Genomic DNA, 18385 nt, shown 5'->3' with positions numbered 1-18385 from the left:
GGAATCTGTGCGCACGGAATCACGAGTGAACTGTGCTTGAATAATATTCCCCGGATTGTTATACTACTTACGACGCGATGTCTGCGGCGATTTCTTTTTCCCCGGACACTGCACAATCCGATTTTTGACAGGAAACAGGAGGTTTTGCCATGTCAGCACTTGCCATTATTACAGCGCGCGGAGGCAGCAAGCGGATTCCGCGTAAAAATATCCGTCCGTTTCTCGGAAAACCGATTCTTTTATATTCCATCGAAGCCGCTTTGCAGGCGGGCATTTTTGACGAGGTGATGGTTTCTACAGATGATCCCGAAATCGCCGAACTTGCAAAAGGTGCCGGGGCGTCCGTCCCGTTTCTTCGAAGCGCCCAGACCGCAAACGATTACGCCTCTACCGACGACGTCATCCGCGAGGTGCTCGAATGCTATAGAGCTGCCGGCAGGGAGTTTGACACATTCTGCTGTATCTACCCCACCGCGCCGTTTATTACCCCCAAAAAACTCAGCACCGCGATGGAGCTTTTAAAGGACGCCGAGTCCGTCATGCCGGTAACGACTTTTCCGTATCCGGTTCTGCGCAGCCTCGCCGTAGATGAAAACGGTCACATCGGCTACAAATGGCCCCAGTACGCGACCGCGCGCAGCCAGGATCTCGAAACGCTTTACCACGACTGCGGACAGTTCTATGCCTGCCGGACGGAAGCTTTTTTCCGGGAAGGAACAACAGATACTCCCGGTATGGTCCCCCTGCTTTTACCCGAATTGGAGGTTCAGGATATCGATACCGAAGAGGACTGGGCGATTGCAGAAGTCAAATATCAGAAAATGATGGAGAAAGAATAACAATATGAATCAGGAAATTTATCTGGGCGGGCGCAGAATTGCCGCAGACGCCCCTGTCTTTATCGTTGCGGAAATGTCTGCGAACCATTTGCAGGACTACGACCGTGCGATTGAAATTATCCACGCCGCAAAAGAAGCCGGCGCGGACGCGATCAAGCTGCAGACCTACACTGCCGACACCATGACCGTCGACAGCGACGCGGACTGCTTTATCAACAAAGGCGGTCTCTGGGACGGCATCAAAGAATACGACCTTTACAAGCAGGCTTATACACCGTGGGAATGGCATGCCGGTCTGATGGAGGAGGCAAAAAAATGCGGACTGCTCTGCTTTTCCTCCCCCTTTGACGCAACCGCCGTCGATTTTCTCGAAGAGCTCGACGCTCCCGCTTATAAAATTGCATCTTATGAGATAAATGATATTCCGTTAATCCGTCGGGTGGCAAAGCTCCACAAGCCCGTCATCTTTGCCACCGGCATCGCACATCTCGAGGACATCGAGCGCGCCATGAATGTCTGCCGTGAAGAGGGCAATGAGGACGTAATTTTGTTAAAATGCGTTTCCGCTTACCCGACGCCCTACGAGGACGTCAATCTGCGCATGATTCCGACGCTGTCTCAGACCTTTGGCTGCCTGACCGGCCTCTCCGACCACACGATGGGCGGGGCTGTCGCTGCAGGCGCCGTTTCCCTCGGCGCGCGGATGGTGGAAAAGCACCTGACCTTAAAACGCAGCGACGGCGGTCCGGATGGCGCATTTTCCATGGAGCCCCAGGAATTTAAGGAAATGGTTTCGCAGATCCGTATTCTGGAAAAGGCACTCGGCTCTTCCGAATACCGCCTTACCCCCAAGCAGGAAAAAGAACGGGCAGGCTCCCGTTCCATCTTCGTCGCGCAGGACATGGCAGAGGGCGAAGTTTTCACAGAGCAGAATATCCGCTGCATCCGCCCCGGCATCGGACTGCACACAATGTATTATGAGGAAATTCTCGGCAGGAAGGCTTCCTGTCCGATCAGAAAGGGGACGCCGCTGTCATGGAATCTCATCCGTTAGTCTATATCCGCACAGACGGAAATGAAACAATTGCGACCGGACATCTGATGCGCTGTCTATCCATCGCCCGTGCCCTGAAGAAACGGGGTGCAGCGGTGGCTTTTCTCGTCTCCGATGATACCTCGGCTTCCATTTTGCAGAAAATGTATTCTCCTGACGAAATCGCTGACCACAGCTTTCCGATCCTGGAGCTGCGCACCGATTACAGATGCCTTGATCGGGAAATCCAGACCATGCAGGGAATCCTTTCTTCCCACAACGTTGCCTGCCTGCTGGTGGATTCTTATTTTGCAACACCGGAATATCTCGATATCCTGCGCCAGATCTGCAAAGTTGCCTATCTGGACGATCTGCAGGCATTCGACTGCCCGGCTTCCCTCGTGATCAACTATGATTTCTGTGTTGATGAAAGTTTTTACACCAAAGCGGACTGTGTGCTGACCGGATGCGCCTACACTCCCCTCCGGGAGCAGTTTGCAGATCAGCCCTACCATCTCTGGGAGCAGGTAAAAGACCTCTTTCTTTCCACCGGCGGCACCGATCCCTTCCATATCGCAGGCAGTATGTTAAAACGTCTCTGCGCATCGGACGACTGGAAGGATGTTTCCTTCCACGTCCTGACAGGTCCCATGCATGTCCACCGCGCAGAGCTTGCCGTCATGGCAAAAGAAGACAGCCGCATTGTCCTGCATGAACAGGTTTCCGATATGGCTGCACTCATGTCTACCTGCGATCTCGCATTTTCCGCAGGCGGCACGACGCTTTATGAACTCTGTGCCGTCGGCGTCCCGTCTGTAAGCTTCAGTATGGCGGATAATCAGCTTCCCGGTGTCAAAGCCTTTGACGATGCAAACCTGATTCCATGGGCAGGTGACATCCGTGACAACGAAATCTTCTACGATGACGCAGTGGAAAAGCTGACTGCACTTCTGAAAAATCCGGACGCCCGAAAGAAACAATCCGACCGAATGCGTATGGCGATCGACGGCGCCGGCGCACGCCGCATCGCGGACGCAATTCTGGCAAAATGAGTGTGCGACGGGTCGATCGCGCATCCTAAGCGGAGCGTTTTTATTTCATAGGACGCATTTTCCTATGAAACAAAAAAGAGAGCCGGGAGGCTCTCTTTTTTTGCGCTGCTTCTGAATTTCCGAAAGGAAATTTAGAAGGTTCGTTTTTCCTATATTCCGCCACACAGCTCCATATCATTTTTTCCCGAAATGCTTTTTTCGAAAATTACGCCATGTCCAGAGTGCTTTATAGTACAATACAAACGCTGCTGTAGAGCGCTGCTGCATGGCAATCATTTTTTTCTGCTCTGCATTGACGCGTTCCTGATAATACGGATTGTCCGCAAAATCCGGGAACGCTTCTTTTAATTCGTTTCCCATCTTCCGGATAAAAGAAAGCGATTTATGACCCTTTCCGACCATATAGGAAAACAACGTATTGACATAAAACAGCATCGTGTATTCAAAGCAGATTTCCGGTCGGTAGGTTTCAAGATAACCGAATTTCTTCGCATTTTCCAGAATGCCCCGTCCAGCCGCCATCCGGTCTTCACAGCGCTCCCTGCTGATGGTATGCACCGTGGACGCTTCATGCTGGTAATAAAAATACATGACCTCCGGGATATATTCATAATGATGTGCCTGTAAAAGCACCGCGTCGCTGATCGCATTATCCTCGTAAAAAATGTGCTCCGGAAAGCGGATGCCGCTGTCCATGAAAATTTCCCGGCGATAGACCTTTACAACAAGGCTTCCGCTGTCTAAAATCAATGACCGACACTGTTTATTGCCAAGCACACCGCTCTGCTCTGCTTTGCCGTTTTCCACACGTTTGCCGATTTTCATGCTGTGTTCATCCGTCAGGCAGTAATCACAGCCCACCATATCCGCACCGGTTTCCTCCGCACGTCCGATCAGCTTTTCGTACATCGTGGGCAAAATCCAGTCGTCGCTGTCAATAAATCCGATCCATTCGCCTTTTGCAAGGGACAACCCGATATTTTTCGCGCCGCCCTGCCGCTTGTTGACTTCCGAATGTACAGCTTTGAATTTACCGGGGTACTTTTTTTCATACTCCAGCAGAATCGAAAAGGATTCGTCCGTAGAAGCATCATCCACCGTGATGACCTCGTAATCCGAAATCGTCTGCGCCGCCAGCGAATCCAGGCAGTAATTCAGTTTTCCGTCCGATGCCATGTTATAAACCGGCACGATGATACTCAGTTTCATATCATTTTCTCCGTTCTGTGCGCGCTCTATTATTTGGTTCCCTCTACGCAGATCCAGTCTTCGCCGTCCTTTGTGTGAATCTTTGTCTCTGCAAATCCGGCTTCCCGAAACAGGTTCTTAAACTGCTCCCGGGTCGGGTTGAACAGGTGGAATTTGCGAATATTATCTTTTACCTCTCTGGGCAGTCCGGGCTTTTCATAAATGTCTGCAACCAACAAAAAGGTTCCGCCGGTCTTTAATACCCTGCGCACCTCTTTTAAGTTTTCCTGTGGGTTCGGCCAGAAATAAAAGCTTTCCACGGTCACGATTTTGTCAAAGGTCTCTGCCTCGAAGGGAAGCTTTTCCACCGATCCTTCCAGAATTTCCATCTTGCCTGCCGCAACCGATTCTGTATTCGTCGCGCGGGATGTTTCCACCGATACCGGCGAATAATCAATTCCCGTCAAATGTCCGTCCGTCACATGCTCCGCCATCCTAGACAGCGCAGCTCCGCCGCCGCAGCCGATATCCAGAATGTTGTCGTTTCCCTGAATCTCCCAAAGGGAAAGCGCCCAGCCGGTCACATTGTGGTGGCTCTCATTCATGCGCTCCAGCATCTTTTTGCCATCCTCACCCTCCGGCTTTCTCGGATTTCCGGACTCGGTAATTTCCGCCTGAGCGCGCTCTGCTTCTGTGAAATGTCTTTCTTCGAAATCATTTTCTTCCATTCCGCGGCCGTCCAGACGACAGCTTGCCAACACTTCCTCTACCCACTGTTCCGGGTAGCATGCCAAAAGCTCTTCATGCTGCATCGCATGGTACCGGATATCCGGATCCACAAAATGTCTTCTGTAGCGGTTTTCGTATTCCTCCCCCATCTTCACTGCATAAAAACAGTGAATTTTCGTTCCGGGCACATAAATATCATCTTCCAGCGGCGTCACCATATCGGAAAAGAACTGGTTGAAAATGCTCGTATTGGACACAAATGCCATGGAAGGCAGCTCCTGCGTGGCGGCACTGCACCCGAACAGCTGCAGCATTGCCTGCGCATACTCGGCACCGGCTTTTTCTTCCATTTTCTTTTTTGCCCAGGCTGGAAGCTTTCCGCTGCGAAGCATTTTTCCAAGAAGAGGCGTCATCGCTTTCGCCATCGCCCAGGTTCCAAAGCTGCTACCCTGATCCAGATCGGAGCTTCCGAGGATTCCGTGCCGGATATGGATTTTTTTGCGCTGCACCATAAGTCCCACAAAGGAGCCGCCCAAAGAACAGCCATATGCCGCAAAGAGCTGACCGCCGAGATTTTTCTGGATATAGCTTTCCAGCTTTGCCGTCTCGATCAACATGTTCGGAAAGGTCGAATCCTCCGTCTCGTCGAACCCGTCATAGGACGCGCAGAGCACATAAAAGTGCTCCTGCAGCAGAGGGATCACATGTCCGAAGTTCCGTTTCCAGTGACAGCATGTCCCCGGCAGCAGTAAAATTGCCGGCTTTGTTTCCTCACCAAAAGAATAGATTTTCATTTCCTTTTCATCTCCCATAGGCCCATTGCAGCGCACAGATATCGCTGCCGTCTGTATACTTAGCCTTATCTAACTTTGATCTTCATTATATTCCCGGGACTTTTCAATTTCAACAGGCGCATGTATAATATTTTCACCACTAACACTTGGAGATACGCCTATGCAAACATTATACCCCGATTATTATGCGCAGTTTCGCTGTACAGCGGACAAATGTCCCATCACCTGCTGCCAGGAATGGAAAATTTCTGTCGATGACGATACGCTGAAGCGCTGGGCAGCCTTAAATCCACCTGTGGATTCGAAACTCTTTACCTACGTTCAGGACGGTCAGCGCGTGATCGCTTTAAACAGCCGCCATGTCTGTCCGTTTCTTGAAAAAAATAAACTCTGCCGTCTTGTTCTCGAACACGGAGAGGATGCGATTTCCGAAACGTGTCAGGTTTTCCCCCGCGAAACCCATTCCTTTGCCGATCACGAGGAGGCTTCGCTCATGCCCTGCTGTCCCGCTGTGATTGACCTCTGGGCAGCGCAGGATGCCGCACCGCTTACTTTTCCGCATCCGAATATTGACAGCATACCATTTTTCATCCGTTCTGCAGTCATCGACGCCATTTTGCAGCAGACTGACCGGCTGCCGGAGCAGATTCTTTCCGCCTGTTTTTATATGATACAGGAAATCCACCGAAAAAAAAAGCCGACAAAAGACTTTGTTTCAGATTGTTTTTCTGAAAAAAGCTTTTGTCAGCTTTATGATGCCATGGACGACCTCTCGCCGGACTGCATCGACTCTGTTTTGGAGTGCAACGAACTTTTATTAGATCTTTCTGTCAACTATCAGAAAGAGCAGCTCTATCAGGAATGGCTTACCCCACTCACACAGCAGGCGGAAACGTTGTCGGAATTGCTCACGGAACCGGAAGACGAAACCTCCGATCCCTCCAAACCATACGAGGAGATCGCCAGCCGCGCCGGCATCGCACTTTCCAACCTTCTGGCACATTTACAGACAGAAGAAGAGCTCCCGGCGCAATGGCAGGCATTCCGTACTGCCTTCGCGCAATACGAGCCTCTGATGCGCAGCTACCTTGCAAACGAGGTCTATTCCGAGCTGCTTTCCTTTGAGGACACCACAAGGCATATGCTCGTGCGCCTGCAGTGGCTGATGCTGCAGTATGCCGCGGTGCGCCAGAGCCTGTTCCTCATCTGGCAGGACAGCCCGGAGGCATTTTCCTATGAAAAAGTGCGGGAAGCGCTGGTCATTATCAACCGTATGACCGGCTATGACGAAGAAGATATTTATGAATATCTGGAAAACAGCTTCGAATCCCTGCTCTGGGACTGGGGCTATTTTGCGCTGCTCGCGGGGTTTTAGAACCTACCGGATGGCAGCTGCCGCCCTGCAGTCAAAAAGCGCCGCCGGGCAGATGTCCCGGACGGCGCTTCTTTTTGCTCATTTCTTTTATTCATGACAATAGAATGCTCGCAGAGCGTGCATTCTATTGTTTTTCGCAGAACAGCTCGATTTCTTCTCCCACCGGTCCGATGATAAATGCGATCCGCGCCGGGAGAGAGGGCTTCGACATGATTTCAATATCGCCCGGCTCCATCGTCACAGCATAGCCTGCCTTGCGCGCAGCCTCCACGATGCTGTCCACATCGTCTGTCGCCAGCGCGAAATGGCGGATTGCGCCCTGCGGCAGATCCTCTTCCGCATTCGGGAAAATTTCAATCAGGCTCGTCCCTGCGCCGTACATCAGCCCTTCCACCTTCGGCTCACCCCAGCTTCTGACAAGCGGAAGTCCAAGAAGCTCCCCATAGAACTTCTGAACCTTTTCCAGCTCCTCCGGTCTGCATTTCACACATACATGATGAACACCTGTAATCATTTCGTTTCCTCTCTTTCTGCCGCATATCCAGCGACTTATCCTTTGTAACTCCTGCTGCGGCATCCACCAGTCCAGCATTATCTTCCCATGTCTGCCGCTTCGCACAAGTGCTTTACCCCTGCTGCCCCAAAATAATCCGGATCAGCTCTTTTTCCAGCATCAGCGTCCGGTTCCAGGGATTCAAAATGATCCCTTCCACGCCGTCTGCCTGCAGCGCGGTTGCAAACAGCTGTCCCATATCCGCCAAAAACGTCGATTTCACGCGGTCGCTGCCGCGCAGCTCTTCCTCAAATCCGGTAAACGCAGCCCACCACAGTTTGCCATCCGACGTTTTGACGGTCTGCAGTAAAAGCTGTCCGCCGCCAGCCGGAGGCTCCACTGCAACGATAAGCTGTCCGTTTTCTTTCATTCGGCGGCGCACCACCGTCAGCGCATGTGCCAGCATTTCCTGCGTCGGCTCCTGCTGCAGCCCGGCGATGGCTTCCTCTATTTTTTCATTTCCCCGCAGCCCCTCGTCCCGCAGTTCGGTGTCTTTTTCTTCCATAATCATCTCCATCCCCTCACTCTGCACGCACCGCCCAGCGCATTTTCGTCGAACGCGCGCGTCCGTTCTGTGCACATTCCTGCGCAGAAGGGCGGATGACATCTTTGGCATAATCAGAATAGATGCCCTCCCGATAGCCCTCTTTCAGTGCCTGCTTCACGAGCCTGTCCTCGCCGGAATGGAACGTCAGGATTGCAACGCGCCCGCCCGGCTTCAATGCGCCCGGCAGCTTTTCCATGAACTCATAAAGCACTTCAAACTCGTGGTTGACGTCAATGCGCAGCGCCTGAAACGTCCGCTGGCAGGTCTTTTTGACCGTCTCCTGCTTTTCCTTTTCCGGCAAAAAATCCAGCGCCTTTTCGATCACCCCGCGCAGCTTTGTCGTCGTGTCAATCCGGTTGCCGCGGCGGATTTCTTCTGTGATTGCCTTCGCAAGCTCCTCGCAATATGGCTCGTCCGAATTTTCATACAGCATACCGGCAAGCTCTTCTCGCGATATCGTATCCAGCCGTTCTGCCGCGCTGATGCCCTTTTCCTGATTCAATCGCAGATCCAGAGGACCATCCACTTTGAAGGAAAAACCGCGCTTCGGATTGTCGATCTGCATCGAAGACACTCCCAGGTCCGCCAGGATGAAATCAAATCCGCCGACCTCCTTCGCGATCTCGTCGATCGTGCAGAAATTCTGCAGCCGGATGGAAAGAATATCCTCCCCATAGCCCAGCTCCTCCAGACGCTTTTTCGTCTTGGCGGATTCCTCCGGGTCTACGTCCGTCGCATACATGTGCCCCTCACCATGCAAACATTCCAGCATCGCTTTTGTGTGTCCGCCGTAGCCCAGCGTCGCGTCAAAGCCGGTTTCCCCGGGCTGAATCTGCAGAAAATCCAGAATTTCCTTTACCATAATCGAAATGTGCATCCCGGCAGGCGTATTTCCCTTACGGATCACATGCTGCACTGTATCCTGATATTTTTCCGGCTGCAGCTCCTTATATTTTTCCTCGAATTTCTTCGGGTATTTTCCTTTATATCGAACGCGGCGCTTATGCTGCTGCGCCTGATTTTCCTGTTCCAAATGCATCCTCCTATTCCCTGCTAAGTTCATCCATTGCCCCTTCTATCTCAAGCTCCCCAAGCAGCACAAAAAGAACCTCTGCCTGTCAGGACATTTCAAATTTTAGCCGTTTTTTTCCCAAAAAACAAGCGCTTTTCCTGTCGATCACCCATAAAAAATGACAGCCCATCCCCGTCACACTTAAGAGCTGTAGTCTGCACACGCCAATCCTATCCATTCCATAAAAAACTTGTACAAATCCTGTATTTTATGTCATAATGGTGCAAAAGACTTTCCCGTTTCAGTCCGGTAACGCATTCAAGTGAAGCTTCCTGCCCATTCCGGATCAATGGGAAGAAATGAGGGTTTTATGTTAGAAAGTATCATCAAAATCAATCAGGCGGTCAACGGATTTATCTGGGGCGTCCCCGCAATGATCTGCATCATCGGCGTAGGACTTCTGCTTTCTGTCCGTACCCGTTTCATTCAAGTGCGCAAATTCGGCGCTGCCCTGAAAAACACGATCGGTAAAATTTTTGACAAAACACAGGCAAAGGACGGCTCCATGAGCCCGTTCCAGGCAGTCTGTACCGCGCTTGCAGGCACGGTCGGTACCGGCAACATCGCAGGCGTTGCGGGCGCGATTGCCCTCGGCGGTCCTGGCGCAATTTTCTGGATGTGGTGCTCTGCTTTTCTCGGCATGTGTACCAAATTTTCCGAGGTTACGCTCGCAATCCATTTCCGGGAAAAGAACGCAAATGGCGAATATGTTGGCGGTCCAATGTACTATATTAAAAATGGTCTGTCCAAAAAATGGCATTTTTTAGCGGTTCTTTATGCCCTGTTCGGCGTCCTGACTGTGTTCGGCACAGGAAACGCCACCCAGGTTAATACCATTGTTTCTTCTATTCATTCTGCACTGCACAACCTGCATATCATCGACGGCACTGTAGATGAACGTGCCAATCTGATCTTCGGTATTTTCATTGCCGCTTTCGTTGCCATGGTGTTGCTTGGCGGAATCCAGCGGATCGGTCAGGTTTCGGAAAAACTCGTTCCGTTTATGGCAGCTTTATATGTAATCCTTGCAATCGGCGTTGTTATTTTACATATCAGCCGCGTTCCTGCAGTGTTTGCCATGATTTTTAAAAGTGCATTTACCCCTCAGGCAGCCACCGGCGGCATCATCGGAAGCATGTTTTTAAGCATGAAAAAAGGCGTCTCCCGCGGTATTTTTTCCAATGAAGCCGGCCTTGGTACCGGTTCCATCGCCCATGCCTGCGCAGATACGAACAATGCTGTCCATCAGGGCATGTTCGGTATTTTTGAAGTATTCATGGATACGATCGTGATCTGTACACTTACCGGTCTTGTCATTCTGCTCGGTGCGCCCAACATCGTCTATGGTCAGGCAGCCGGCGCAGAGCTGACAATTTCCGGCTTTACTGCAACCTATGGGGGCTGGGTTTCTATCTTCACCGCAGTTGCCATGTGCTGCTTCGCATTCAGCACAATCATCGGCTGGGGCTTATACGGTTCCCGCTGTATCGAATTTTTAGGCGGAGAAAAGCTCGTCCGTCCCTTCCTTGTAGCCTATTCCTTTGTATCGATCATCGGTGCAACAATCAACCTTGGTCTGCTTTGGGATATTGCAGATACCTTCAACGGTCTGATGGCGATTCCCAACCTGATCGCCCTGCTTATTCTCTCCGGGCAGGTCAAGAAGCTTGCGATCGATGTCGATCAGGCGGAAAAGAGCGGCACGTTGTAACACAACTGTTAATATCACGTCTGGCGATTGATAATCCGCTGGAATATGCAAGGCTTGCTCTCGATGGTGAGATGCAAGCATGGGTGGATGCAGAGGATAGTTTGGATATCTTCTGATATATGTTTATTATTGAAATCTCGCATCAGTGGTGCGGGATTTCAATCACTATTTATGTTGAAGTAACTCTTTCCAATTTTCCGGGAATCCCATTGTACTAAATAGAACCTCCGTATAAAATCCTACTTCCAGATAATTTCTGCCGATTCGACTCATATCCTTGACGATAACACATCCGATTTTCCCTTCTTCAATGTCAGCAGTCAATCGCTTCCAATCCGGTCTGTCAAAGTTTGTGCCGCTATACCCATCATCGGTATAGTGTGCAAGATTCGTAAAACCCTGTTCTTTGGCATACTTTTCAAGCATTTTCTTCTGAAACTGTATTTGTCAAGGGTAATTTCTGCGAAGTATTCAAAACTAATAAATTGTTATCTTTCACTTTTTATAAATAAAAAACATTGAAAATTTCTTGACTTCAAAATTCTGCCTCTCTTCATCATAACCTCCAACATTAATGTCAAAAAAATGTGCCCGCACATAAATAGCCTTTGTGTGCGGGTGCGTTTCAAACCGTTTACATATAAATATTTGAATTTTAAATTAAGACTGACGAAAAATAAGTGTAGCAGAGAGTTCAATTTTATGAATAATATTCGGATTCTGAATACAAGAAATAATCTCTTCCCCCGCTTTGTGTGCTGCCTCTCGAATTGGCAGTTTTATGGTTGCAAAATAGTCAATCATCAAGTCGGTATTTGGTGCATCAACGTACCCAACAATTTCAATATTTTTCCCAAGGATCTTCCCCATTTGAATGCAAGCGTGTCTTGTATAAAAGGATATTGCGCCATCGGAGGCAATAATCGCTGTTGTCCCCTCCTGTAATAACTGTGCACAGCCTATCTCAACCTTTGCATAATCATCTTCGCTTTCTTTGATGAAAGTATTGATATCTGAAATACCAAATTGCTCCATTACATGAAGATATGCGCCTAACCGCTCTTGTGCACTTGATATCCGTCGGCGGCTGACAATAAATCCAATGCGACGATGGCCCTTTTTATACAGTGCAGTAACTGCTTCTGACAACTGAGGGGCACTGCTGCACACAACACTACTCAAATTAATCGCATCAAAACTACGGTCAAAAAGAACAATTGGTAACGTGTGTGGAAGATATTGCATTAGCTGATCATAACTTTCTGCAGTGCTAGCTAAAATAACTCCATCTACCATGCTACTGTTAATTTCATGAAGCTGCTCCGCCTCACGAGTGACATTTTCTTTAGTACTTGCAATTAGTAATCTGTAGCCAACCTCAGAAAAGTAAGTTTCTAACTCTTCTACAGCTGTAGAAAAAAAATTATTTCCAATATTAGGAACAATAAAAAGAATTGCATTGCTTTTTCCTGTTTTTAAATTTCTAGCTGCCAAGTTTGGAGTATATGCCAGTTCCTCAATAGCTTTTTTCACCCTTTGTGTCATCTCATCTGATACGTATCTTTTCCCAGAAATCACATGACTTACGGTGGCAATAGAGACTCCGGCAAGTCTTGCAACATCCGCCATACTGCTCTTTTTCATTTTTATGACCATGCCTTTCCGCTGCGCTACAAAGCACAAAAGGGCACGAAACGAAGTGGCTCTAACGCAGCAAAAAAATTTGTTGGGATTTTGGAAAAACCTGCGGTGAAAATCACAGACGTTTCCGGTTTCCGCATTAAGCACATGAAAGCAACTGACGTAGAAATCCTTGCCGCCGTGGACGGGAAAATGTGTGTTGAACAGGCTGAAAAGTCCCGCATCATCCGCTCCCACATGGATGTCTTGGAATTGTGCAAACTGAACCTACAATCGCTGATTCTGGCTACCTCTGAGAAATATCTCCCACAGCTCAACATCATTGCAACGGCTCAGGGTATCCAAGCCTTTTCTGCTATAGGTGTTATCTCTGAAATTGGCGTGGACATATCCGTGCTCCCCACCTCAAAGCATCTTTGCTCCTAGAGTCCGTTTTAAAACCATCAAAGAAACCAAACAAGGATACAGGCAAGACAGACAACAGCGTGAAAATAGAGTGCTTTCTTCTCATACCGGGTGGCAAAACGGCGGTTGTTTTTCAGCTTGAGGAAAAGGTTTTCCACCAGATGACGCTCTTTGTATGTGTGCCAGTCTGTTTTCCTGGGGTGTTTGGCAGTGATACGGCTGGGAATCACCACGATTCCGCCCCGTTCTTCCAACCAGCGTACAAATTTATCGCTGTCATAGCCTTTATCCGCCAGCGGCAAGGATATCTTGTAACTGCTCCATCTACTACTTAACTTTTAAGCATAACTTCGATTTTCGCCTGCTTTTAGGTGGCTTGGTTTTGTGTGTTCTTTTTCGGTATAGTGCTTAAATTGCATTGTTTCAACCTTCACCTTTGCCTTATTTTTTAAAGTATATAGTCAGCTTGGAGTCAAGTCAAGCTAAAAACAAAAATCAGATAAATTCGCTTTTACATGGTAAGCGTCAAATAAAACAGTGTATAGAAAAATAACCGTCAGCCTTTTATACTAAAAGGTCAACGGTTATCGACAGAATTCTTTTACCAGAGGATTCCAAGGTAGATAATCATCCAGATATTCAGGATGTTCAAGAAATGCACTCCCCGGCATGTCGGACAGGATATATTTTATATATTTCATCGGGGCAAGCCCGTTCGCTTTTGCTGTCTCTACCAGTGTATAGATTCCTGCACTGGCTTCCGCCCCTTTCGGGCTGCCAGAAAACAGCCAGTTCTTTCTGCCGATTACAAAGGGGCGGATACAGTTTTCTGCAAGAGAATTGCTGATGGAACAGTTTCCGTCCTCCAGATAATGAAAAAATCCTTCACGGTTATTTAAGGCGTAATGAAAAGCTTTTGAAAGTTTGGATTTCGGCAGCTCTCCGATGGCACTTTTTTCTGCCCACGACCAAAAAGCCTCGAGAAGCGGTTTCTCGCGGATAAGACGTTCTTTTTTCTTCTGGTCAGGAAAAAGCGCCTCCAACTCTGACTCTATGCCAAAGACTTGATTCAGACGGAGGATTGCTTCCGCAGGTTTTGATGCTTCCGGAGTATGGATGTCTTTGGGGAGCGCATCCACAAAAGCCCGGCGCAGGTGCGTGTAGCAAAGGCATCTTTTTACTCCTGAAACTGCATTGTATCCGGAATAAGCGTCTGTATGGATATAACCTTCATATCCCTTCAGAAACACTTCCGGATATTTCCCGCCTCGTCCAGGCCGGTACTCGAAGTAGCGGATGGGGGTCACGGCATCCTTGATGCTGCAGTAAACCCACATATAAGAATCTGACGTATTTTTCCGTCCTGGTTCTTTCAGCACTTGTACATGTGTTTCATCGATATGAAGATATCTCTGTTTCAGAAGTTCCTGCTTAAGACGGTGAACGATGTGTATAAGCCAGTCCCGGTAGACAACCAGAAGCCAGTTTGACAGGGTCGCTCTGCTTAAACATAATCCCAAGGCCTCCCATTCTTTTTCCTGCCTGTACAATGGAATGCCTAATTCAAACTTCTGGTGGATGAGCCAAGCGATTGTAGATGCAGATGCCAGAGAATGCAGAACGGGAGGATATGGTACCGGAGCCTTCTCCATATAAGGAGTTCCATTTTTCCGGCATGACCTGCATTCATACGTTTCCCGGTAATGGTCGATTACCTTGAGCTTTGCAGGGATAAACTGAACTTCCGTGCGGACGAATTCTTCCCCGACTTTCACCATCGTACTTCCGCAGTTATCGCAGACCTGTTCCCTTTCATCCAGGGTATGAAGTACTTTTCTGTGAGGGAGATTTTTCACCAGTTCTTCCCGCTGGCCGGCGTATTTCCTTTTGCGGAGATGTTTCTCCACCTCGACAAGATCCGGTTCATGTGCGTCAGAATCCGCACAGGCTTCGATCTCATTAAAAAGAGACATCTGACCCTCGATTTCGAGAGTAGATGCCTTCTCGGATTTTGTTCCATAAAGTTTACGGGTCAGGAAATCAACCTGCTCTTTCAGGAGCCGGATCTGCTGTTTCAGTTCTTTGATATGATCTTTGTACTCCTGTTCCGTAGCTGACATAACCAGAAAACCCTTTCGTTTCGATAGTGTTATTATATCATGAAACCGTCAGATTTCCCAGTATTTCCAGGGATTTTCAGCGTTTCCAGACTTATGCGGAAGCCATTTTTGAACCGCCTTGGGTTGCTCCGGGTTCAAACCTTCCAGAAGCCAGCGGAGCTGCTGGTCAGAGATCTGTTTTGCTTCTTCGCCGGTCCGCGGCCATTGGAGACGTCCGTTTTCGTACCGTTTGTATAAAAGGCAGAAACCGTCTCCCTCGTAATGGACCGCTTTGATCCGGTCAGCCCGCTTTCCACAGAACAGGAATAAGGAATTGCTGTAGGGATCCAGTTTGAAGTTGTACTGGATGATATCAAGTAAGCCATTGAGCTGCTTTCGCATATCGGTGTAGCCGCATCGGATATAAATTTTCTCCACATGGGAAAGATCTCCTAACATGACTGCACGGCTTTCAAAATGTTTTCCAGCATCTGGGCAGATGTGCATTCATAAAGTTCCACTGTTATGGATCCGATATGAAGTATGGCTGCAGGAGTGGAACGGGAAATGCTTCTGTCCGGAAGTGAAAGCTCCGCAAACTCAGCCGAGGATTCCGTTAAAACAGCTGACTGTTGGTCTGTACACATGTGGATGCCGTTTTTCTTGCGGGGCAGTTCTTCCAGGGCGAGCTTTCGAATTTTGGAAAGCCAGTAATAATAACTTTTTAAAGGGATATCATGCTGTTCACACCAGAGCTGATTTGTCAGTCCAGAAGCCCTGCATTGCCGTATCACATCCAGCCAGTATTGAAGTTTCACCTGTTTGTCTGGGGTCAAAGAAGAAAGATCCATAAGCCTGCTCCTTGGATTAGATTTAGAGTTTTTAGAGTCAACTTCCAAAACTCTAATCAATAGTTTACAGGCAATATCCAGAGATTTCGATACACCTTCTTATTTGACGCTTACTTTACATGCAAGGGCATCTTGTAGAATTGAACAAAAAAAAAGAAACCTTTTTAGACCATTTGTCAATTGAAGCAATTGCAATGGTAAGATATACTATTTACGCAGTAGTTAATCGTTTATATAAACGATTAACTACTGTGTAAACCCAATATTTTTCAAGGAGGAAAACATGAACATGAAAAACTATTTTTCAAGGAGGAAAACACGAAAAAAACAATCATGGTATCGCACTCTGTGTATTTTGCTGATAATTATTTTGGTTGCCAGCATAGGTGCAATGTTAGTGCAAACGAACTTCGGGAAAGTTCGCACAATGAACATCTCTATAGTAACTGATCATCAACAGCAGTTAAACGCAACCTTGTATATCCCCCAAAATGCCTCTGCTGAAAATAAAGTTCCGCTGGTTATCACTTCCTCCGGGTGGGAGGATGCAGGAGAGTCTTGGAGTTATGTTGCTACAGAACTTTCAAGAAGAGGAATAGCCGTTGCTAATATGGAGCCATATAGTCATGGTACATCGGGTATGTTTTATCAAAAGGGTGAAATGGCTCTATATACGAATATGTACTCGGATGGAATGGGGATGGTTGCCCTAACAGATTATTTGACCAGTGGTATACTGGACTTTATAGATACAGATAAAGTGGGGGTTACCGGACTGTCAATGGGTGGAATATGCACATGGACAACAGTACAACATTATGGGCATATGTATAATGCCGCTATTGAGCAAGCGCAAAGCCCCGATTCAGACGGGGGTGAATCCATCACCGAAGATGAGCTTTTAGCAGCTCAATCCTTGCTAAAGGTTACAGCAGCCCTGCCGTGCGGCTCACCTCCCACCGCAAACAATGGATATGATCCATCTGCGCTTCATGTAAATGTCGGCTGTTTGATGGGGTCTATTGAGGAATGTGGTGACCTTGTATCAACAAAAACAAGTCGTATTGTAGGTGATGCAATCGAAGGAATTGAATTTATCAATTCCAGTTTATCTGATGGGGAAAAAGTTGATTATGTGGAGGAAGGAACTTATTACGGAAACAGAGAGGACAACACACTCCGCATTATATATCAACCGCTTTCAATCCATGGAGCAATCCCCATTGTTCCCGAGGCAGTTAGAGACATTATAAGTTTCTTTACATATTGCTTCGAGGTCAATACACCTGTCTCTCCTACAAGTCTCATTTATCCTGCGAAACTCCTTTTCAATGCTATAGCTCTTTTGGCCCTACTCGCTGCGTTACTTCCTTTAATGGATTTGGTTCTTGCTATGCCAGTATTTCAAAAGTTACGTGCTGAGAAGGAGCCCCCTAAAGTACCAGCTTTGACTGACAAGAAGGAAAGCAAGAAGTTCTGGATAGGTGTGATAGCGGGAGGCTGTGTTTCTGTTGTTACGGCATTTATCACTATGCCTCTATACTTAAAAATATTTCCTGACGCTTCCTGCGGAACACCGACAGCTTGGTTCAATATTGCGCCGATGAACCTCATTGTGACATGGACTTTTTTGAATACTATCTGGGTAGCGTTTTGGTTCTGGCTCAATTTCAAACGTGACAAAAAGACCGGACTTCGTTCCGATGAGATGATTGGACTTAAAATTGGAAAGGTCGAATTGTTTAAAACATTCTGTGTGGGTTTGGCTATTTTTGTAATTGTTTATGGAATTGTTACGTTTTGTAAATGGAGTTTCAATACGGATTTCCGAATGTGGATGAGCGCATTAAAACCATTCAAGCCCGAAAAACTTCCTGCCTTACTGAACTACTGGCCGTTTTTCTTCTTGTTCTATGTCCAGTACAGTCTTCTTATCAATGGTGCATTTCGTGTTGAAGGCATGAGCGAGACAAAAAACCTTGTAATCTGCGGCCTAAGTAACAGCCTTGGCTGTATGATTCTTTTAATAATTCAATATTCAACCTTGTTGATAACAGGACAAACCCCTCGTGTTTTTGGGTGGAACTGGAGCGATTTACTTGTCTTGGCGATTAATTTCTGGATGTTGTTTCTTGCTCCGTTCTTTGTCAGAAAGGCTTTTAAAAAGACCGGAAACATCTGGCTTGGTGCAATCGTAGTTTCACTTATCTTTGCTGCTATGGGCGTAATGAAAGCAAGCATGACCACATCGTTACTGCCATAAATAAGAATAGTATATTGAGTAGACAATCTCGTCAATTGAATAGTTAAAATCCGGTTGGAGGGCAGGCGGAGCGGAAGTTAATCTTGCAAAAAGGTACCCGGAAGTAACTTTTACAAACATTACAGCAGCTCTTGACTTGACTCCAACGGTAGTTTACAATACTAATGCTTTACCTATGTGCAGGATAGGGCAACGCTGAGGAGCGACCTGAGCGGCACATAGGGTTTGCGGGA

Annotated in this window: 17 protein-coding genes and 2 pseudogenes; 8 read left to right on the top strand and 11 right to left on the bottom strand. The window is 47.8% G+C overall.

Annotation, left to right across the window (positions count from 1 at the left end):
• Positions 1-149: 149 nt before the first annotated feature.
• Genes pseF through pseG form a run of 3 tightly spaced genes read left to right on the top strand, consistent with a single transcriptional unit; the run spans position 150 to position 2924 of the window.
• Entirely contained in the window at positions 150-839 is a 690-nt protein-coding gene (gene pseF / locus ACLTOQ_RS04100; protein ID WP_337622817.1) for a pseudaminic acid cytidylyltransferase, read from the top strand.
• 4 nt (positions 840-843) lie between these two features.
• Complete coding sequence (gene pseI / locus ACLTOQ_RS04095) at positions 844-1893, top strand: pseudaminic acid synthase (protein WP_412271075.1); 1050 nt, start codon at positions 844-846, stop codon at positions 1891-1893.
• Positions 1875-2924: a UDP-2,4-diacetamido-2,4,6-trideoxy-beta-L-altropyranose hydrolase gene (pseG, locus tag ACLTOQ_RS04090; RefSeq protein WP_412271076.1), complete on the top strand. Its 1050-nt coding sequence runs from the start codon at positions 1875-1877 to the stop codon at positions 2922-2924. The genes pseI and pseG overlap by 19 nt, the downstream gene beginning before the upstream one ends.
• A gap of 174 nt (positions 2925-3098) precedes the next feature.
• On the opposite strand, the gene ACLTOQ_RS04085 is transcribed toward pseG, so the two are convergent.
• Together ACLTOQ_RS04085 and ACLTOQ_RS04080 are read right to left on the bottom strand one after the other, a co-directional pair.
• On the bottom strand, positions 3099-4133 hold the full coding sequence (locus ACLTOQ_RS04085) for a glycosyltransferase (protein ID WP_337673105.1): 1035 nt from the start codon (positions 4131-4133) through the stop codon (positions 3099-3101).
• A 29-nt stretch (positions 4134-4162) separates the two neighbouring features.
• Positions 4163-5635, bottom strand: coding sequence for a methyltransferase domain-containing protein (locus tag ACLTOQ_RS04080; RefSeq protein WP_412318808.1), 1473 nt, complete (start codon positions 5633-5635; stop codon positions 4163-4165).
• Between the two features lie 160 nt (positions 5636-5795).
• Here ACLTOQ_RS04080 and fliB point away from each other — a divergent pair, with 160 nt between their 5' ends.
• Complete coding sequence (gene fliB, locus ACLTOQ_RS04075; RefSeq protein WP_412318806.1) at positions 5796-7010, top strand: flagellin lysine-N-methylase; 1215 nt, start codon at positions 5796-5798, stop codon at positions 7008-7010.
• Positions 7011-7134: 124 nt separating this feature from the next.
• On the opposite strand, the gene ACLTOQ_RS04070 is transcribed toward fliB, so the two are convergent.
• From ACLTOQ_RS04070 to rsmH, 3 genes are all read right to left on the bottom strand, one after another.
• Positions 7135-7524 carry a VOC family protein gene (locus ACLTOQ_RS04070; protein ID WP_118495836.1) on the bottom strand — a complete coding sequence of 130 codons (390 nt, stop codon included), beginning with the start codon at positions 7522-7524 and terminating at the stop codon, positions 7135-7137.
• A 112-nt stretch (positions 7525-7636) separates the two neighbouring features.
• On the bottom strand, positions 7637-8068 hold the full coding sequence (locus ACLTOQ_RS04065) for an SseB family protein (protein ID WP_021916124.1): 432 nt from the start codon (positions 8066-8068) through the stop codon (positions 7637-7639).
• A gap of 16 nt (positions 8069-8084) precedes the next feature.
• The gene (gene rsmH / locus ACLTOQ_RS04060; protein ID WP_412271084.1) at positions 8085-9143 is read right to left on the bottom strand and encodes a 16S rRNA (cytosine(1402)-N(4))-methyltransferase RsmH; all 1059 of its coding nucleotides are present in this window, start codon (positions 9141-9143) and stop codon (positions 8085-8087) included.
• 349 nt (positions 9144-9492) lie between these two features.
• Between rsmH and ACLTOQ_RS04055 the strand changes: the two genes are divergently transcribed.
• Together ACLTOQ_RS04055 and ACLTOQ_RS04050 are read left to right on the top strand one after the other, a co-directional pair.
• Positions 9493-10893 (top strand): alanine/glycine:cation symporter family protein, encoded by a 1401-nt coding sequence (locus tag ACLTOQ_RS04055; protein WP_021916126.1) that lies wholly within the window; start codon positions 9493-9495, stop codon positions 10891-10893.
• 11 nt (positions 10894-10904) lie between these two features.
• Positions 10905-11009: pseudogene (locus tag ACLTOQ_RS04050) on the top strand (toxin-antitoxin system protein); the annotation flags it as partial.
• An 88-nt stretch (positions 11010-11097) separates the two neighbouring features.
• Here ACLTOQ_RS04050 and ACLTOQ_RS04045 read toward each other — a convergent pair.
• Together ACLTOQ_RS04045 and ACLTOQ_RS04040 are read right to left on the bottom strand one after the other, a co-directional pair.
• Positions 11098-11337 (bottom strand): annotated as a pseudogene (locus ACLTOQ_RS04045) (recombinase family protein); the annotation flags it as partial.
• A 216-nt stretch (positions 11338-11553) separates the two neighbouring features.
• Positions 11554-12426, bottom strand: coding sequence for a LacI family DNA-binding transcriptional regulator (locus tag ACLTOQ_RS04040; protein ID WP_412318923.1), 873 nt, complete (start codon positions 12424-12426; stop codon positions 11554-11556).
• A 45-nt stretch (positions 12427-12471) separates the two neighbouring features.
• Between ACLTOQ_RS04040 and ACLTOQ_RS04035 the strand changes: the two genes are divergently transcribed.
• The gene (locus ACLTOQ_RS04035; protein ID WP_304113595.1) at positions 12472-12960 is read left to right on the top strand and encodes a hypothetical protein; all 489 of its coding nucleotides are present in this window, start codon (positions 12472-12474) and stop codon (positions 12958-12960) included.
• A 17-nt stretch (positions 12961-12977) separates the two neighbouring features.
• On the opposite strand, the gene ACLTOQ_RS04030 is transcribed toward ACLTOQ_RS04035, so the two are convergent.
• The 4 genes from ACLTOQ_RS04030 to tnpA all read right to left on the bottom strand — a co-directional run bounded on the left by ACLTOQ_RS04030 (position 12978) and on the right by tnpA (position 15889).
• A complete protein-coding gene (locus tag ACLTOQ_RS04030) occupies positions 12978-13241 on the bottom strand; it encodes a transposase (RefSeq protein ID WP_262584946.1) in 264 nt (87 codons plus the stop codon).
• Between the two features lie 282 nt (positions 13242-13523).
• A complete protein-coding gene (gene tnpC / locus ACLTOQ_RS04025; RefSeq protein ID WP_412318804.1) occupies positions 13524-15059 on the bottom strand; it encodes an IS66 family transposase in 1536 nt (511 codons plus the stop codon).
• Between the two features lie 48 nt (positions 15060-15107).
• A complete protein-coding gene (gene tnpB / locus ACLTOQ_RS04020; protein WP_412318803.1) occupies positions 15108-15476 on the bottom strand; it encodes an IS66 family insertion sequence element accessory protein TnpB in 369 nt (122 codons plus the stop codon).
• 14 nt (positions 15477-15490) lie between these two features.
• Positions 15491-15889: an IS66 family insertion sequence element accessory protein TnpA gene (tnpA, locus tag ACLTOQ_RS04015; protein WP_412318802.1), complete on the bottom strand. Its 399-nt coding sequence runs from the start codon at positions 15887-15889 to the stop codon at positions 15491-15493.
• A 283-nt stretch (positions 15890-16172) separates the two neighbouring features.
• Between tnpA and ACLTOQ_RS04010 the strand changes: the two genes are divergently transcribed.
• Positions 16173-18152 (top strand): alpha/beta hydrolase family protein, encoded by a 1980-nt coding sequence (locus tag ACLTOQ_RS04010; protein ID WP_412318800.1) that lies wholly within the window; start codon positions 16173-16175, stop codon positions 18150-18152.
• Positions 18153-18385: the final 233 nt, after the last annotated feature.

This window comes from Gallintestinimicrobium sp. (genome assembly GCF_046968865.1).
GTDB lineage: Bacteria > Bacillota > Clostridia > Lachnospirales > Lachnospiraceae > Gallintestinimicrobium > Gallintestinimicrobium propionicum.
Note: the sequence above shows the minus strand (reverse complement) of the source record. Positions and strands in the feature narration are given on the sequence as shown.

Coding starts and splice junctions, on each gene's coding strand:
- pseF (WP_337622817.1), top strand. CDS start 150: ATGTCAGCACTTGCCATTATTACAGCGCGCGGAGGCAGCAAGCGGATT.
- pseI (WP_412271075.1), top strand. CDS start 844: ATGAATCAGGAAATTTATCTGGGCGGGCGCAGAATTGCCGCAGACGCC.
- pseG (WP_412271076.1), top strand. CDS start 1,875: ATGGAATCTCATCCGTTAGTCTATATCCGCACAGACGGAAATGAAACA.
- ACLTOQ_RS04085 (WP_337673105.1), bottom strand. CDS start 4,133: ATGAAACTGAGTATCATCGTGCCGGTTTATAACATGGCATCGGACGGA.
- ACLTOQ_RS04080 (WP_412318808.1), bottom strand. CDS start 5,635: ATGAAAATCTATTCTTTTGGTGAGGAAACAAAGCCGGCAATTTTACTG.
- fliB (WP_412318806.1), top strand. CDS start 5,796: ATGCAAACATTATACCCCGATTATTATGCGCAGTTTCGCTGTACAGCG.
- ACLTOQ_RS04070 (WP_118495836.1), bottom strand. CDS start 7,524: ATGATTACAGGTGTTCATCATGTATGTGTGAAATGCAGACCGGAGGAG.
- ACLTOQ_RS04065 (WP_021916124.1), bottom strand. CDS start 8,068: ATGGAAGAAAAAGACACCGAACTGCGGGACGAGGGGCTGCGGGGAAAT.
- ACLTOQ_RS04055 (WP_021916126.1), top strand. CDS start 9,493: ATGTTAGAAAGTATCATCAAAATCAATCAGGCGGTCAACGGATTTATC.
- ACLTOQ_RS04035 (WP_304113595.1), top strand. CDS start 12,472: ATGACTTACGGTGGCAATAGAGACTCCGGCAAGTCTTGCAACATCCGC.
- tnpC (WP_412318804.1), bottom strand. CDS start 15,059: ATGTCAGCTACGGAACAGGAGTACAAAGATCATATCAAAGAACTGAAA.
- tnpA (WP_412318802.1), bottom strand. CDS start 15,889: ATGGATCTTTCTTCTTTGACCCCAGACAAACAGGTGAAACTTCAATAC.
- ACLTOQ_RS04010 (WP_412318800.1), top strand. CDS start 16,173: ATGAACATGAAAAACTATTTTTCAAGGAGGAAAACACGAAAAAAACAA.